This is a genomic window from Aliirhizobium smilacinae (assembly GCF_006335145.1).
GTDB classification, from domain to species: domain Bacteria; phylum Pseudomonadota; class Alphaproteobacteria; order Rhizobiales; family Rhizobiaceae; genus Neorhizobium; species Neorhizobium smilacinae.
Genome location: NZ_VDMN01000009.1, coordinates 90100 through 104654, shown reverse-complemented (window position 1 = coordinate 104654; position 14555 = coordinate 90100). Strand labels below are relative to the sequence as shown.

At 58.7% G+C, this 14555-nt stretch carries 15 protein-coding genes and 3 pseudogenes; 9 read left to right on the top strand and 9 right to left on the bottom strand.

What is annotated here, in order from left to right; genetic code table 11:
* From FHP24_RS26285 to FHP24_RS26270, 4 genes are all read right to left on the bottom strand, one after another.
* Positions 1-327: a VirB3 family type IV secretion system protein gene (locus FHP24_RS26285; RefSeq protein ID WP_246091950.1), complete on the bottom strand. Its 327-nt coding sequence runs from the start codon at positions 325-327 to the stop codon at positions 1-3.
* Positions 328-329: 2 nt separating this feature from the next.
* Positions 330-701: a TrbC/VirB2 family protein gene (locus FHP24_RS26280; protein WP_139679206.1), complete on the bottom strand. Its 372-nt coding sequence runs from the start codon at positions 699-701 to the stop codon at positions 330-332.
* Complete coding sequence (locus FHP24_RS26275; protein WP_246091949.1) at positions 698-1438, bottom strand: transglycosylase SLT domain-containing protein; 741 nt, start codon at positions 1436-1438, stop codon at positions 698-700. The genes FHP24_RS26280 and FHP24_RS26275 overlap by 4 nt, the downstream gene beginning before the upstream one ends.
* A 508-nt stretch (positions 1439-1946) precedes the next feature.
* Positions 1947-2519 carry a hypothetical protein gene (locus tag FHP24_RS26270; protein ID WP_180356133.1) on the bottom strand — a complete coding sequence of 191 codons (573 nt, stop codon included), beginning with the start codon at positions 2517-2519 and terminating at the stop codon, positions 1947-1949.
* Between the two features lie 206 nt (positions 2520-2725).
* Between FHP24_RS26270 and FHP24_RS26265 the strand changes: the two are divergent.
* Positions 2726-2869 (top strand): annotated as a pseudogene (locus tag FHP24_RS26265) (IS110 family transposase); the annotation flags it as partial.
* A 27-nt stretch (positions 2870-2896) separates the two neighbouring features.
* On the opposite strand, the pseudogene FHP24_RS26260 reads toward FHP24_RS26265, so the two are convergent.
* Positions 2897-3081: pseudogene (locus FHP24_RS26260) on the bottom strand (hypothetical protein).
* 201 nt (positions 3082-3282) lie between these two features.
* Between FHP24_RS26260 and ku (FHP24_RS26255) the strand changes: the two are divergent.
* The 4 genes from ku (FHP24_RS26255) (at position 3283) to FHP24_RS29360 (ending at position 5667) form a co-directional block, all read left to right on the top strand.
* Positions 3283-4188, top strand: a complete 906-nt coding sequence (gene ku / locus FHP24_RS26255; protein ID WP_139679203.1) for a non-homologous end joining protein Ku — start codon at positions 3283-3285, stop codon at positions 4186-4188.
* Between the two features lie 12 nt (positions 4189-4200).
* On the top strand, positions 4201-5013 hold the full coding sequence (gene ku, locus FHP24_RS26250; protein WP_139679202.1) for a non-homologous end joining protein Ku: 813 nt from the start codon (positions 4201-4203) through the stop codon (positions 5011-5013).
* Positions 4979-5341 (top strand): hypothetical protein, encoded by a 363-nt coding sequence (locus tag FHP24_RS26245; RefSeq protein ID WP_139679201.1) that lies wholly within the window; start codon positions 4979-4981, stop codon positions 5339-5341. The genes ku (FHP24_RS26250) and FHP24_RS26245 overlap by 35 nt, the downstream gene beginning before the upstream one ends.
* Before the next feature lie 176 nt (positions 5342-5517).
* The gene (locus FHP24_RS29360) at positions 5518-5667 is read left to right on the top strand and encodes a hypothetical protein (protein ID WP_342782360.1); all 150 of its coding nucleotides are present in this window, start codon (positions 5518-5520) and stop codon (positions 5665-5667) included.
* 230 nt (positions 5668-5897) lie between these two features.
* On the opposite strand, the gene FHP24_RS26235 is transcribed toward FHP24_RS29360, so the two are convergent.
* On the bottom strand, positions 5898-6302 hold the full coding sequence (locus tag FHP24_RS26235; RefSeq protein WP_139679199.1) for a hypothetical protein: 405 nt from the start codon (positions 6300-6302) through the stop codon (positions 5898-5900).
* Between FHP24_RS26235 and FHP24_RS29285 the strand changes: the two genes are divergently transcribed.
* The 3 genes from FHP24_RS29285 (at position 6292) to FHP24_RS26225 (ending at position 7535) form a co-directional block, all read left to right on the top strand.
* Positions 6292-6426 carry a hypothetical protein gene (locus FHP24_RS29285; RefSeq protein WP_281287472.1) on the top strand — a complete coding sequence of 45 codons (135 nt, stop codon included), beginning with the start codon at positions 6292-6294 and terminating at the stop codon, positions 6424-6426. The genes FHP24_RS26235 and FHP24_RS29285 overlap by 11 nt on opposite strands.
* A 4-nt stretch (positions 6427-6430) precedes the next feature.
* On the top strand, positions 6431-7102 hold the full coding sequence (locus tag FHP24_RS26230; RefSeq protein ID WP_139679198.1) for an SOS response-associated peptidase: 672 nt from the start codon (positions 6431-6433) through the stop codon (positions 7100-7102).
* 64 nt (positions 7103-7166) lie between these two features.
* Positions 7167-7535, top strand: a complete 369-nt coding sequence (locus tag FHP24_RS26225; protein ID WP_139679197.1) for a hypothetical protein — start codon at positions 7167-7169, stop codon at positions 7533-7535.
* A 56-nt stretch (positions 7536-7591) separates the two neighbouring features.
* Here FHP24_RS26225 and FHP24_RS26220 read toward each other — a convergent pair whose 3' ends face one another.
* The 3 genes from FHP24_RS26220 to FHP24_RS26210 are packed head-to-tail and all read right to left on the bottom strand — an operon-like array spanning position 7592 to position 13033.
* Positions 7592-10852, bottom strand: coding sequence for an error-prone DNA polymerase (locus FHP24_RS26220; RefSeq protein ID WP_139679196.1), 3261 nt, complete (start codon positions 10850-10852; stop codon positions 7592-7594).
* On the bottom strand, positions 10849-12360 hold the full coding sequence (locus FHP24_RS26215; RefSeq protein ID WP_139679195.1) for a Y-family DNA polymerase: 1512 nt from the start codon (positions 12358-12360) through the stop codon (positions 10849-10851). The genes FHP24_RS26220 and FHP24_RS26215 overlap by 4 nt, the downstream gene beginning before the upstream one ends.
* Positions 12281-13033: an ImuA family protein gene (locus FHP24_RS26210; protein ID WP_139679194.1), complete on the bottom strand. Its 753-nt coding sequence runs from the start codon at positions 13031-13033 to the stop codon at positions 12281-12283. The genes FHP24_RS26215 and FHP24_RS26210 overlap by 80 nt, the downstream gene beginning before the upstream one ends.
* A 949-nt stretch (positions 13034-13982) precedes the next feature.
* Between FHP24_RS26210 and FHP24_RS26200 the strand changes: the two are divergent.
* Positions 13983-14418, top strand: a pseudogene (locus FHP24_RS26200) (pyridoxamine 5'-phosphate oxidase family protein).
* Positions 14419-14555: the final 137 nt, after the last annotated feature.

The window sequence follows — 14555 nt, the reverse complement described above, 5'->3', positions numbered from 1 at the left end:
TTAGACTCCGTAGGTCCTGATACCGCCGCCCAGCCGGCGGCCGAGGGGATTGACGCCGCACATGCTGAGCCGCCCGACGATGTCGAAAAACCAGAGATCGAGCTTGACGGTCAGCACGTAGAGAATACCGTGGAGGACGATGAACATGACCGGAAACCAGAGGATCGAGCCAAGGATCATGAACACCATCAGCGACACGAAGCATTCGGCGAGGAAATAGGTGTATGGAACGCCCATGACCGTTGGTGGACGTGTCAGGGCAAGAATGACGGGATAGGATTCGATGGTCTCATCGCCCCCATCGATCGTCGTGCCGCCGCCGGCCAAGATCAGGCCCCAGTGCCGGCGAGAAAGTCGACGAGCTCCGCGGCCGCGAACATGCCCGCAAGGCTTCCACCAACCCGCAACAGCGCCCCCCATGACCAATAGCCGAAGGCTGCGGCCAGGAACATGCCGATGAACGCGATCGCACCGACTGAGCGGCCGAAGGGTCCGGTGAAGAATTGAACAAGCCTGTCGGCAGCATTCTGAAGAGCGTCCAGGTTCTGGGCAGCGGCCGGCTCGTATTGGACCAGCACAAGGATCATACTTGCTGCAACCACGCATGCCATGTTGCCAATGGCTTTATGCTTTGTGATCCAATACCAGGCGGCCCTTACGTAAAAGATGGCGACCTCAACTGTGAGTGCGGAATTTCTCATTGGACTTCCTCTTCCTTGACGATCTTCACCGGACCGCCGGAACCGATCGGATCATGCTCGTGATGAGCTGGCCCGAGCGCCTCGGGCGGTTCTGCGACTGAGAAGACAAGCATTGGAGACTTTGCCCGCTCGGCCCGCCCCCTGTGGGCAGCTCGCGAGGTGCCCGCTTGAGCCGCCGGGAGAGCCGCTGGCATCCCCGTGTAGTATCCGACGACCCGCGTGACATAGTCGGCGGTGTCCTGGATCAACGGCAGCGAATGGGTGGCATCGACGCGCGGCTCTCCGGCGTTGTAGGCCGATGCGATCAGGACAGGATTGCGGTATTTGCCGATCAGGAGGTGCAAAAAGCGCGTTCCGGCGCGAATATTCTGTTCGGGGTCGGTCAGGTCGGTAGCACCAAACGCCGTTCCTATCTGCGGCATGACCTGCATTAGGCCGATGGCTCCGGCCAAGCTGGCCAGCTGCCGATCGAAGCCTGCGTTCTCGGCACGCATGACGGCCAGCACCCAGTTCGGATCGACCTCTTCTTCTGCCGCGATCCGGACAGCGAGTGCCGCGTAAGCTTCCGGTACGCCATCAAGAAGATCGCTTCGCGGCGCCACGATATGAGATGGTTGTTGGGTCCCTCTATCCGCCTCGGGTCCGGTTTCAGTCGGCTTTTCGCCGAGCGAGAAGACGCCGACCGAGGAATAGGCAGCACGCTGGCGTTTCGCAACTTCGTCGTCGCTCGGCGCCATAGGGAGAGACAGACGATGCAATGCGGGTGGTTTTGGGCCGTCGGCAGGAATAGGCAGAGGGTGGCTCGAGCCGGGCGGTGGTCCGGCGAACCGCGCTGCGAGGCTTTCAGAGTTGATCACCGGGGCAGAAACAAGGATTGGTTGGGGCGCTTCCGCCAGTATCGTGGATCTGGATGACAGCCTTGCGGATTTAGGTGCTGCGCGTGAACCTGCAAAATGCCATTCGGTCGCTCTATCTTGCCAGATATGATGTTCGTTGCTGAAGACTGGTTTATACCCCGTGAGTAAAAAGACCGAGGCGATTGCGGACCGAACCGAACTCCGCAACAGTAGGCCTTGCGGCAACATCCTAAGATAAAGCGAGCTGTGATCCATTTCCGAACCGATTGAAAATTATACTGCGGTATAAGTCTTGAACCGTATTCCTGTGCAAAAATCAACCGAAATGTCACTTTCGTATAATTTTTCCGTTGTCGAAGTTCCGCCACGTGTTCGAAACGATGGAATCTCAATCGCCTACGCGTGACCAACGATCCGGCATCCAGCGATACCGGATTTGCTCCTGATCCCCGAAAATCTTGGCGAGACGGACCGCCGTGCCACCCTTGACCAGCACCGATCCGGCATCCACCCCCGATCGTGCGCCGTAGATTTGGCAGATATAGTTCGGCAGCTCTTTTTGAATGCGTGGCACCGAAGCGCAGAAGACAACCTGATAGCGATGGTCGTCAGCGGATGGATAGCCGCGTCCCATCTGCTGAATCGAACCCAGACGGTGACGCGCGAAATTCGTGCCATACTCCAATTGGCAGTCGACGATCGTCGATCCATAATGCCTGCAGGCAGCGAGGCTCAGATAGGTGTAGGGCGCCGGCGGGAGCGGTCGCGAGTTGACGCTCGCGCATCCTGTCAACGATGCCGTGAAGATCGAGACTAGGCAAATCGCCCTGAAATTCTGCATGCCGTTACTCCTTGAATTCTTGGCCATAGCCAGCGTCGCTGGCGAGGTGTCAATCGCGAGAGGAACCTGAACCACTCCATCGTCAAAAGAGATCGATCGCTTGCCAGATATGACAGCCATGGAAAATATTACACTGCAGTATAATTTATATCATCGTGATATCTGCCTCTCAAGAGAGAGGCGGGTCAAATATGCTCCCTGTCAAAATCCCTCCCCTTTTTCCTTAGCCAATCCGCATAGCGCAGCGTGGCGGTCTCTGCAGATCCGGTTGGGGGTACTGTGGAGCCGTAAGTTACCAACGACACTCGGGGTAGGCGTTTCGGTCTCTACTCGCCTCATTTGGACATGAGGTGAAGATGATCGCACCACAACTCGCCAAGCCTTACGTTAAGCGGAACAAGAATGACGCTGCCGACGCCGAAGGGCTGTGCGAGGCGATGGCCCGCCCAACGATGCGGTTTGTTCCGGTCGCCAGCGATACCGTTCATGGTGACACCCTAATGCTTCGCCGGGCGGTGATCGCCATTGTCACCTTCACCCGGCTTGGCGACGGTTTTGGCTTCTGCCGCTTGTCGACGGAGAGCGAGGGACCGACATCGACAATCCCCTTAAACGGTCCCTTTTCGTCGCAGCGGACGTAGCGCTTGTCTGTCCCGGTATCGATCAGCTCTTTCTTCGACATCTGATGTCTCCTTCGGTTGCGATATGCGATTAACTCCCGCGGCCAAAAAAATGCTTCGAATCCAGAGGCTTGATTTGAATCTCATGGTTGCAGTGGAAAATTGAATCAAGCCATTGAAAATGATTCATTTTTCGAAACGGAACTGAGTCTCCTGCGACGCAGTTGAATCGCATAGGTTGCGTCCTGTGTGAGGAGTTCGATATGGCCGGTCAGCGTGCTCAATGGAAAGGTTTTATAAAGTTCGGCGAGGTGTCATGTGGCGTCGCGCTCTATACAGCCGCCTCGACCTCTGAGCGGATTACCTTCAACACGATCAATACCGCGACTGGAAACCGGGTGAACCGCGTGTTCATCGACAATGACACGGAGGAGCCCGTGCCGAAGGAATCCCAGACCAAGGGTTTCGAGATTGAAAACGGGCAATACATCATCATCGATCCTGATGAGGTGGCGGCAACGATCCCCGAGAGCAACAAGACGCTGGAGGTTGAGGCCTTCATACCCTGCTCCGACGTCGATGATGTCTATTTCGACAAGCCCTATTACCTGACGCCGGACAAGATGGGCATAGACGCGTTCGCTGCCTTGAGAGATGGCATGCGCAAATCCAAAGTTGCTGCGATCGCGAGGACCGTGCTCTTTCGGCGGATGCGCACCGTCCTCATCCGACCGCACGGCAAGGGCCTCATCGCGACAACACTGAACTACGATTACGAGGTCCGCTCGTCGAAGAAAGCCTTCGAGGACATGCCGAAGATCAAGATCCAGGGTGAAATGCTTGATCTGGCCAAGCATATCATCTCAACGAAGAAGGGCGACTTCGATCCGGCTAGCTTCGATGACCGTTATGAGGCCGCACTTGCGGAGCTGGTCAAAGCCAAGATCGAAGGCAAGGCATTGCCGAAGCGAAAGACGGTCGAGGTCTCGAAGCCAAACGACCTGCTCGCAGCGCTGCGCGAAAGTGCTGGCCTCGGCAAGTCCAAGGAAACCGCACCGAAACGCACTGCAGCCAACGCCAACTCGGGCGCTGGCAGGCAGCGCGCCGCGCGCGGGGCGGCATCGAAGACCGCCTCTTCGAAAGCTGCCCCGCAGCGCAAGGCAGGGTGAGGAGACACAATCATGGCGCTTCGTCCCTATTGGAAAGGCTATCTCAAACTCTCGCTTGTCACCTGTCCGGTGTCGATGATGCCGGCGACGTCAGAGGCGGAAAAGGTCCGGTTTCACACGCTGAACAAGGAGACGGGAAACCGCGTCGTCTCGCAGTACATTGACTCCGTGACGGGCAAGCCGGTGAAGGATGACAATGAGGGCAAGGGTTATGCTCGTGGCGAAAACGACTACGTCATCCTGACCGACGACGATCTCGATGCCGTCGCACTCGACACGGTTAAGACCATCGACATTGACAAGTTCGCACCGGCCAACAGCATTGAGTGGGTGTATCTGGAAAAACCTCATTACCTGATGCCGGACGACCCGGTCGGGCACGAAGCCTTCGCCGTCATCCGGGATGCGATGAAGGCCGACAAGGTCGTCGGGATCTCGAAGCTGGTGATCGGCCGCCGAGAGCGGGCCGTTGTCCTCGAACCGCGCGACGACGGCATTGTCCTCTGGTCTTTGCGATTTGGCGATGAGGTTCGGCCTGAAGAGAACTACTTTGAGGATATCGAGGCTGAGGCTGACAAAGAGCTGATCCCGCTCGTCCAAAAGCTGATCAAGCAGAAGACCGCGCGCTGGTCACCGGACATGGTCAGCGATCCAATCCAGGATGCGCTGCTTGCACTGATCGAGCAGAAGAAAAAGCAGCTCAAGCCGAAGAAGACGGCAAAGGGTAAAAAGGCGGACGCTGCACCCGCTTCTAATGTCGTGAACATCATGGATGCTCTGCGCAAGAGCGTTGAAGCAGATCTCAAAAAGAAAAAGGCAAGCTGAAATGCAGGAAGCAACCGAGATCCGTCTGTGTGAACCCGCACCTTTTATCTATTTCGAGAACGGGCAGATCGCCGTGACCGATGGATCATCGGTCTGGTTGGTCATCGTCACCTGCGAAGCGATGAAGGCCACAGCCTCTCCGCCTGAGAAATCGCTGAGGCGGCTCGTCCGTTACGCCGAGTTTTATCGTGACCTTGCGGCAGCCAACATTCGGCGGGGCGAAGATCTGGATGGGAAGGTCTGGGTACGAGAAAGCGACGTGCTGGCCGCGAAAAGCTCTCTCGGTTTGGATAGAGAACACCGATCGCATCTGCGGGAGCGGGTTTGACGGAGCCTCGCCGCCTTCCTCGAACTCCGGATGGCCGGTACATGGTCGTGCGGGGACGACTTTGGAGGGTGAGCAATCCGGCGCTCAAGGAGAATGAACGGCAAGACCTCGTCACAGCGCTCATGAACGCCCGCAGGGCGGTCAAGCAAGCGCAAGGCGAACCTTCGGCGACGACGATGGCCCGTCAGAGCGTCGATGCTGCAAAGGTAGCGCTCGGAGAACGGGGACCGGTGTGGTGGGAAGACGGCGCACCGGACTGTAACCGGAAGCTTGCCAAAAATACGCCGTATCGCGGGTGGTTTGAGAAGCTGGAGGCATCGCCTTAGGGGGTTGAACCGCCAGCCGGGTCAGCGGGAACCGCGAGGTTCTCTGGATCGCCGTGCGCGGGTGCCGACACGGATGACGTAGTGCGGGGATCTGTCGCCGGTCCGATGAGATAACTTCCCGCGACTGCCGCGATAGCGACGATGACCGCGGTCGCTCCAATACGGATCATCCGTTTGTTCGATCGGTTAGTTTCGCTCAACTTTAATCTCCTATTCCCCTGCGACCTAGTTCAGCTTCCTGGTGATGGTTCCGCCGCCTCTGAACCGGCGGCGCTGCCGAACGGCCTTCCATCGCCGGATTTGGCCTTACGATCGTCGGCCTGCTCTTCTTGTCGTTGCAGATCGCGCTCGATCGTCTCGCGCGAGCCTTCCGCCGGGTCTTGCTCGGGATGGTTTTTCGGGTCGGTCATTTCAATATCTCCCTTGTGCCTGCCCAACTTTCTCCGGAGCCGGATGGTTCCGCTCAAGGTGTTCAGCGTTTCGCTGTTAGCTTCGCCTTGACTGCCGACCGACAAACGACATGTCTTCCAGATGAAACGAATATCGCCGCCGACAACCGACAGACATCCCGATCGATTTCTGCAATGCCAGGAAGCGATGGCCAGCGCATTCGCGGATGTTGCCTTGAAGGCCATCGAAGCTGGCTGGAATCCTGAAGAGGTTGCCTCGGCCATGGTGGAGCTGGCCGATCATATGATGCTGGGGGTGATCGCCAACGGCGACCTTGCCTACGACCTCTCAATCCTCAGGAGACGATGAACAGATGTGCGGACGGTTCACGTTTGAGCACGAATGGCCAGCCTTCAGCGAACTTTATGATCTCCCCTGGGATCAGGAACGGGGCCGCAACACCCAGGCTCGTTTCAACATTTCTCCGACACAAGATGTCCTGATCGTTCACAACTATGCTGGGGGACATCAGATGGCGGAGACCGCGCGCTGGTGGTTGGTGCCGTTCTGGGCAAAGGAGCTCCCGAAGGGCGCCATGTTCAATGCCCGCATTGAAACGATCGGGACCTCGCCTGCGTTTCGCGACGCGTTCAAGTCGAAGCGGTGTTTGATCCCGGCCGACGGGTTCTACGAATGGACCGTCAATCAGGATGACGGCAAAAAGGACCCATGGCTGATCTATCAACGGGGCGGCAGCCCCTTCTCCTTTGCCGGGCTTTGGGCGCATAACGAGAAGCTTGGAATCACAAGCTGTACGATCGTCACAATGCCGGCAGCAGGTCCGATGACGAAGCTGCACGACAGGCAGCCCGTCATTCTCGATCCAGCGGCCTATAAGGAATGGCTCGATCCTGCAACGAGCGGGGCACGCGCGAAAGAACTCCTGGAAAAGCAGAACCTTGACGGAATGCTGGAATTTCATCGGGTCTCGAGAGATGTGAACTCGTCGAGGTTCACCGGAAAGCCTGATGTGAACCCGCTGTGAAGGAGAGCCGACATTGGCATGGCTAATTGCGCCTAGGATCGGGCTTTCCGACCTGAGGTTCGGTATGAGCCGAGAAGACGTCGAGGCCGTGATCGGCGTGCGCGGTTCGGTCAAGACAACCAGGACCGGCAGGACGCGATTGGAATACGGACACACATCCCCCGCTCTGGTCTTTGTTGACGACGCCTTGATCGAAATCAATCTTCTCCCGGAGATCTCCGGCGGTCTGGTTCTCGACGACCTTGATCTGATGACCTCGAAGGAGCGCGATGTCGTCGCCGCCCTGCGCAAGCGCGACGATGCCGCAAAGGAGCGAAACGGCTTTCTCATATTTCCGAGGCTGGGCATCGCCCTCTCAGGGTTCGAACCTCCAGAGGCGGACCAAAAAGCTGTCACCGTATTTGGGCCAAACCATCCCTGGAGCACGCCGTGAAGAGGGCGATGACTGTCGTGTCCCACCGGCAGAACCGGATGGGCTAGTTGCCAACGTTAATGGAAGTTCCGGGTTTTGACCATCAGTGTGTCGATATGCAAGTCGGGCACGAAAATGTCGCGAACCTTGTTCGGCTTCGGCCGGTCCCGAGCATCTCCGCCACCAGGCGAACCATGCGCGAACTCGTCGCCCCGTCCGGTCGGATGCCTGAACTCAGCATCACGATCGGAAAGCGCTGCGAGATCTCCGGATAGGTCCTCGAGCTGCCGCGCAATCAGATGAACGACCTCGCCTTCGCGCTGGATCTTGCCGTGGATCGCCATCATGCTGGCTCCAAGGACGACCCGTCGCCGCTTTTCGAACAGGCTTGGCCAGACGACGATGTTGGCGATGCCAGTCTCGTCCTCGATGGTGATGAACATCACGCCCTTGGCGCTACCCGGCTTCTGGCGGACCAGCACGAGACCGGCGGCGCAGACAAAACTCTTGTCTCTTGCATTCATCGCGTCGGCGCACGTAACGATCCGGCGCGCGGTCAGATCCCGGCGAAGAAATGATATCGGGTGGTCCCTGAGCGTCAGCCCGACATGCGCATAATCCTCGACGACGTTGTGGCCTTCGGTCATTTGCCTGAGCGTGACCTCCGGTTCCTGCTGCTCGGCCACGGCCCTCTCCTCTCGGGCGGCGGCCGCCGCGAACAGCGGAAGCGGCTCATCGCGAAGTGCCTTGATTGCCCATAGAGCATCACGCCGTTCGAGGCCAAACGCCGGCTGGAATGCGTCGGCCTCGGCCAGCTGGACAAGCGCCTCGGCCGGCACCTCCGATCGTCGCCAGACATCATCGACAGTCTCAAACGGCCGCTCCATGCGGGCAGCAACAATCCGCGCCGCATCTGCGACGGCCAATCCATCGACCTGTCGCATACCGAGCCGGATGGCATGGCGGTCAGATCCGGGGATTTCTTCGAGCGTGCAATCCCATCGCGAGTGCTGAACCGAGATAGGCCGCACTTCAACGCCATGCTTGCGCGCATCACCAATGATCTGGGCGGGCGCATAAAAGCCCATCGGAAGGGAGTTCATCAGTGCGGCGGCGAAGGCATCCGGGAAGTGGCATTTGATGAAGCAGGATGCGTAGGCAATGAGAGCGAAGGATGCCGCGTGGCTCTCCGGGAAACCGTAGGATCCGAAACCTTCGAGCTGCTTGAACGTCCGCTCGGCGAATTCGCGCGTATAGCCGTTGTTGATCATGCCGTCGATCAGCTTGGCCTGGAACCGGGAGACACCGCCAGTGAATTTGAACGTCGCCATCGACTTGCGCAGCTGGTCGGCCTCGCCGGCGGTAAATCCGGCACAGACCATAGCAACCTTCATCGCTGATTCCTGAAACAGCGGCACGCCTAAGGTCTTGCCGAGGACGGCTTCGAGCTCAGGCGTCGGGTATTCAACCGGCTCCTTGCCCTCGCGGCGTCGAAGATAGGGGTGAACCATGTCCCCCTGGATTGGCCCGGGCCGGACGATCGCCACCTGAACAACCAGGTCATAGAAGGTTCTGGGCTTCAGCCGGGGCAGCATCGTCATTTGCGCCCGGCTCTCTACCTGGAAGGTTCCGAGCGTATCGGCCTTACGGATCATTGCGTATGTGGCGCTGTCCTCCTGCTTGACCCTGGCGAGATCAAGATCCTCTCCCTTGTGCTCCCGGATTAGGTTGAACGCCTTTTGCATGCAGGTCAGCATGCCGAGCGCAAGCACGTCGACCTTCATCATTTTCAGCGCCTCGACATCGTCCTTGTCCCATTCGATTACTTGACGATCTTCCATGGCGGCCGGCTCGATCGGCACAAGGTCGTCGAGACGCGAGCGCGTAAGCACGAAGCCGCCGACATGCTGACCGAGATGCCGTGGGGCACCCATCAGTTCGCGCGCAAGATGCAGCGTCATCACCAGACGGTAGTCGTCGGGGTTCATGTTCAGTTCGCGAACATTGCGCTCGGTAATCTCCTCCGACCACGACCAGAGCCCTGATGACAGCGCCTTTGTCACATCCTCCGGCAGACCCATCGCCTTGCCGACATCCTTGATGGCGCCCTTAGCCCGATACCGGGTGACGGTGCAGACGAGCGCTGCCCGGTCGCGGCCATAGGTCTTATAAATCCACTGGATGACCTCCTCGCGCCGCTGGTGCTCGAAATCGACATCGATATCCGGCGGCTCGTTGCGCTCCCTGGAGACGAAACGCTCGAACAAGAGATCGTTGGTCTCCGGATCGATGCTGGTGATCCCGAGGATGTAACAGATCGCCGAGTTGGCAGCAGATCCCCTGCCCTGGCACAGGATGCCCTGGCTGCGAGCGAACCGGACGATGCTGTAGACGGTCAGGAAATACGGCGCGTAGTCCATCTCCTTGATCAGGTCGAGTTCGTGGCGAACCGCGCGCAACACCTTTTGGGGAAGGCCTTCGGGGTAGCGGATCGGAATGCAGTCACGGACGCACTGTTCCAGAGACTGCTGGGCGTCCATCCCGTCGATCAATGCTTCTTCGGGATACTCGTAGGTCAGCTCTTCCAACGAAAACCGACACTGCTCGACGATCTCCATCGTCCGCGCCAGTGCCTCCGGATACCGGGGGAAGAGCCTCTCCATTTCCTCCGGCGGCTTCAGATAACGGTCGGCAAACCGCTCCCTGTCGAACCCGACCGTGTCGATCGTGGTGCCTTCGCGGATGCAGGTGACGATGTCCTGGAGCTGCCGCCGAGACGGTTCATGGAAGAGAACATCGTTGGTGACGACGGTCTTGACCTTAAACTTCGCCGCCATGTTCGACAGCTGGTGCAGCCGCATCTGATCGTTCGGCCGCCGTCGGAGACAGAGCGAGACATAGGCCCGCCTGCCGAAGGTGTCTGCCATCTTACGCAGCTGGAGCGCGCACGTGTCGTCCGGGAGATCCGGCACGAGAATGCCGATCATGCCCTCCGCGTATAGTGCGACATCATCGAGGTGGAGGATGCAGTTGTCCTTGCCGCCCCTGCCCTTGCCAAGCGTGATCAAGCGGGTCAGCCGCGAATAGGCCGCCTTGTCGGTCGGGTAGACGAGGACCGACATACCGTCCTGCAAATCCAGGCGACATCCGACGACGAGACGAAGCCCTGTGTCTCGCGATGCCTCAAGAGCGCGCACGATCCCTGCCAAGGAATTGCGGTCGACCACACCAAGCGCCTCGATGCCAAGTTCCTTAGCGGCGGCAAATAGCTCCTGTGCGGAGGATGCACCCCGCAGGAAGCTGAAATGGGTCGTCACCTGGAGTTCGGCGTAATTCATGCGAAGATTCCGTGCATGAACCATTTGTGCGATCCGGTCTCCGGGTCGAGGCCGTCGCCGGACCGGAAAATCCAGAAGCGCTCGCCATCATCGTTCTCGATGACGAAATAATCGCGAACGGCTTCCAGCTCGTTTGGCCGCATCCACCACTCGCCAAAAATGCGCTCCGGGCCGTCGGCCCGTTTGACGCGGTGGCGCTTACCACGCCAGGTGATGGTAGCGGGCGGATAGTCCGGCATCATCGCGATCGCCTGGATCTGCTCGGGTCGGCTGAACAGGCGAACCGGCCGCCGCCAGTGGCTGGCCCAGCCTTCTTGGGCTTCGTCGGCGACCGCTGAAACCCGTTGGACGCTGCGCTCGGGGACATCGGAGGCGAAGGGAGCGACCCGGTAGACCCGTTGGCCGCGATTGGCGAAGACGTCGATCAGTGGCGTGATATCAGCGTTCTCTTCCTCAATGAGCGAGGAGACCTTTTGCTCTTGCGGGAGCGGCTCTGCGGACACGGACACGAGCGTCAGCTTTTCGATGCCGAAGCCGGGTTCGATCTTTTCGGTCCGGTCGCGAAAGAGCTTGGTCAGCCAGGCGATATCGCGCGCCGGCTTCGCTGTTCCTGCCCGTATTGCCTGGATCGTATTGTCGACCTTGTGAACGATCAGATCCGTCCGTCGGGCTCCGAGACCGCGCTTCTCCAGTTCAGAAACAAGCTGCACGACCAGCCGGCCAACATATTTGTTGATGGTTTCGGCCGCACCGATCGGCTCCTGGAACGATCGCGAGACCTCGACGAGGTCGGCGGTGCGGATGGGATCGATGGGCTCACTCATGCGCCCGAACATCTGATCGAGACGACGGCCGACTTCCGGCCCGAAGCGAAGCGCCAGCGGCGCTCTCGGTGTATTCGACAGTTCTCCGATCGATTGGAAGCCGAGAACCCGCAGATCAGCTACGACTTTTTCCGGAAGCCTGAGCAGGGAAATCGGCAGTTTCTCGACGGCGCGAACAATCTCGCCGCGCGGCACGATGACCGTATCACGCTTGATTGCCCGCACGCAGGCATGGGCAGCGCCCCAGGTCTCTGCGATTGCGACCCTTGCGGTGAGCTTTCTGGCACGGAACATGTTGACGATACCGGTGATCATTGGTTGCTCGCCACCCTGGAGATGATCGGCACCTTCCGTATCGAGCACGAGCCCATCGATGCCGTCGACGGCAACGATCGGGGAATAGTGGCCAAGCGCCCAGAAGCCCAGGCGATCCAGCGCCATGGCATCGGCCGCTGGATTCGCATCAACCAGCATCAGTCCCCGAAAAATCGCCTGTGCTTTCGCGGCAGGCATCCCCACCCTAACACCGATCTGCCTTGCGGCATGATCGGCTGCCGAGACCCAGCGCTTGGCGCCGCTACTGGCGATGACGGCAATCGGGCGGTCATCTGGAATAGCGGGATCGTCCCGCCTGATCCTGTCCGTGGCCAGATCCGGAAGATAGATGGATACGACCCTTGTCATCACACGCTCCGACGTAAAACTCAGCACACTCGCCCGCACGCGATCTCATCAACTCAAGGAACCATTGAGGCCGTCCAATCCCCGGGACCGGAAGCGCCTGCGAGGGAAGCACGCTCACCCGCCATCTTGTAGTGGAGGCAGTCGGCTGACCGAAGTCGTTCGCCTCGGTTTGCCGCCGCCATCGCCGGACTGCCAGCGCGATGCTCCCGCTCCGCTCGGCAACCAACTGAAGCCGTCGGCTGACGACCATCGGCAGCCTGACCAGCTCCCCGACGACGGCACCCAGTCCGCCATAGGACAGGGCCTCTTCCATGTTGGCGGCAACGTCCTCTTCCTTGTCAGACTCGACAAAGATTACCCTCGACGAATCCAAACCCACCTGAGCGAGCGCGGGGAAAAACAGATCCGGTCGGGTCAGGCACCAGACCACCGGCCCGTTGCTCCTGGCTGCAATTCCCGCGACAAATAGTGCAGCCGCGGCACCATCCACCGTTCCCGAGCCGCCGCCCGCAAACTCATGCAGAGCACCATTTGCCAGTCCCCCGCCCGGAAGAATGGCGTCGAGTTCCGCGACGCCGAAAGGGAGACAGCCGGCCTTCTTCGCCCCCTCTCCTTCGATAGAAGAGATGCGTTCGCGCAGATCTGCGAGGACTTGAGCGCGGACAGCCGACATCGGTCGCGGGTCCCTTCCGGTTCGCGTTGGTTGGAATAGGACAGCTTCATGCCGCCAGAACACTTGATGTTCTGTATCTGTTCCGTTAGCTGGAAAGAGTCAAGCGGGTGAAAAATAGGAATAGAGTCTCATAATTTTAGCGAAATCGCGGATTCTCTATTTTGAATCAGATCGCTAGAAAGGGCCGTGAACGGAATATGCGAATGAAAGAAAAATTTGGCGCGCTGCGTCGGGTCATAGATCAGGCGGGGATTACTCATTGAGCGATGAGCCGAAAGTCCTCGATTTGACCGCGACACTCCGGCAGGTGAAAGTGCCTATCATTACGATCGAATGCCGCTCATGTGGTCGCTCCGACGGACTTGAGCGTAAGGTGCTGGTTCGGAAGCATGGTGCAGAAATGACATTCGCGCGGTTACGGCGGATGGCTGCAATGGGGTGCGATCGTCTGGTTACTGTGGATGGCGACCAGTGTCACACACGCTTTCCCTGTCTCGAACCTTCATCACAGTCCTCCCATCGTGAGTGATGTAGAGGTTGCTCGATATTAGCGGCCACAGACCACATCCAGAAAGTCAGTGGATTTCTGACAGTGGCCATCTCCCTGATGGCATGAAACTTCGCCTCGGTTCATGCGTTGGTGCCGGATCCTACCCAATCACGAGCGGGAGTCGCACATGGGACGGAAACTGACGCGTGTTTACACAGTCCTCGTTGAGGGAATGTCGTCGGGATTAGCCGGTCACGACCTCTACAGGTTTGTCACGCAGAGCTGCGACGTTTTTTCCCATAAGCGCCTGTGCCGCGCCGCAATTCTTGCCATGTCCGACCCTCGCACCACCGACCGTGAAGCACTCGAAGGGGTTTATATGATCGCCACCGATCAAAGGCTTCGCTCTGCGCATTGATGACTGCCGTGCCATCATTCACCAGTTCTAAGGAGGAAGATATGTCCGAGCTAAAAATGTCCGACATCGCCGCCAAACTGAAGAAGATCGATTTTTGCATGATGTCGACCAAGGTCGCGGCCGAAGAGATATCGAACCGGCCAATGAGCAATAATGGCGACGTGGAATACGATGGAGAGAGCTGGTTCTTCTCATATGACACCACGCGCAAGATTGCCGATATCGAACGCGATCCTGGCGTGAGTTTGGCGTTCACTGAGCCACCAAGTTTGCTTGGAAAACCCGGAATTTTCCATATCAGTCGAGGGCGAAGCCAGTTTGGTCAGGGAGAAATCTGAATTTGAACGCCACTGGATGAAGGAGCTTGACCGATGGTTCCCAGATGGGATCGACACACAAGGCCTGATCATCCTGAAAGTGCATGCCGACCGAGTCCATTATTGGGACGGCGAAGATAACGGAACGATCATCGTTTGAGCGCCGCTGGGTTCACAGCTCAAATGGGTCGATCCGCGCGAAGTAAGAGACTTCGGCCTGTCGATGACGGCCAGAGACGTACGCAACGCCCTACGGTCGAACGCGAAACGCCGCGTTCATCAACCGAAAGCAAAAAA

Coding starts and splice junctions, on each gene's coding strand:
- FHP24_RS26280 (WP_139679206.1), bottom strand. CDS start 701: ATGAGAAATTCCGCACTCACAGTTGAGGTCGCCATCTTTTACGTAAGG.
- FHP24_RS26275 (WP_246091949.1), bottom strand. CDS start 1,438: ATGGCGCCGAGCGACGACGAAGTTGCGAAACGCCAGCGTGCTGCCTAT.
- FHP24_RS26270 (WP_180356133.1), bottom strand. CDS start 2,519: ATGGCTGTCATATCTGGCAAGCGATCGATCTCTTTTGACGATGGAGTG.
- ku (WP_139679203.1), top strand. CDS start 3,283: ATGGCCGGTCAGCGTGCTCAATGGAAAGGTTTTATAAAGTTCGGCGAG.
- ku (WP_139679202.1), top strand. CDS start 4,201: ATGGCGCTTCGTCCCTATTGGAAAGGCTATCTCAAACTCTCGCTTGTC.
- FHP24_RS29360 (WP_342782360.1), top strand. CDS start 5,518: ATGGCCCGTCAGAGCGTCGATGCTGCAAAGGTAGCGCTCGGAGAACGG.
- FHP24_RS26235 (WP_139679199.1), bottom strand. CDS start 6,302: ATGGCCTTCAAGGCAACATCCGCGAATGCGCTGGCCATCGCTTCCTGG.
- FHP24_RS26230 (WP_139679198.1), top strand. CDS start 6,431: ATGTGCGGACGGTTCACGTTTGAGCACGAATGGCCAGCCTTCAGCGAA.
- FHP24_RS26225 (WP_139679197.1), top strand. CDS start 7,167: ATGAGCCGAGAAGACGTCGAGGCCGTGATCGGCGTGCGCGGTTCGGTC.
- FHP24_RS26220 (WP_139679196.1), bottom strand. CDS start 10,852: ATGAATTACGCCGAACTCCAGGTGACGACCCATTTCAGCTTCCTGCGG.
- FHP24_RS26215 (WP_139679195.1), bottom strand. CDS start 12,360: ATGACAAGGGTCGTATCCATCTATCTTCCGGATCTGGCCACGGACAGG.
- FHP24_RS26210 (WP_139679194.1), bottom strand. CDS start 13,033: ATGTCGGCTGTCCGCGCTCAAGTCCTCGCAGATCTGCGCGAACGCATC.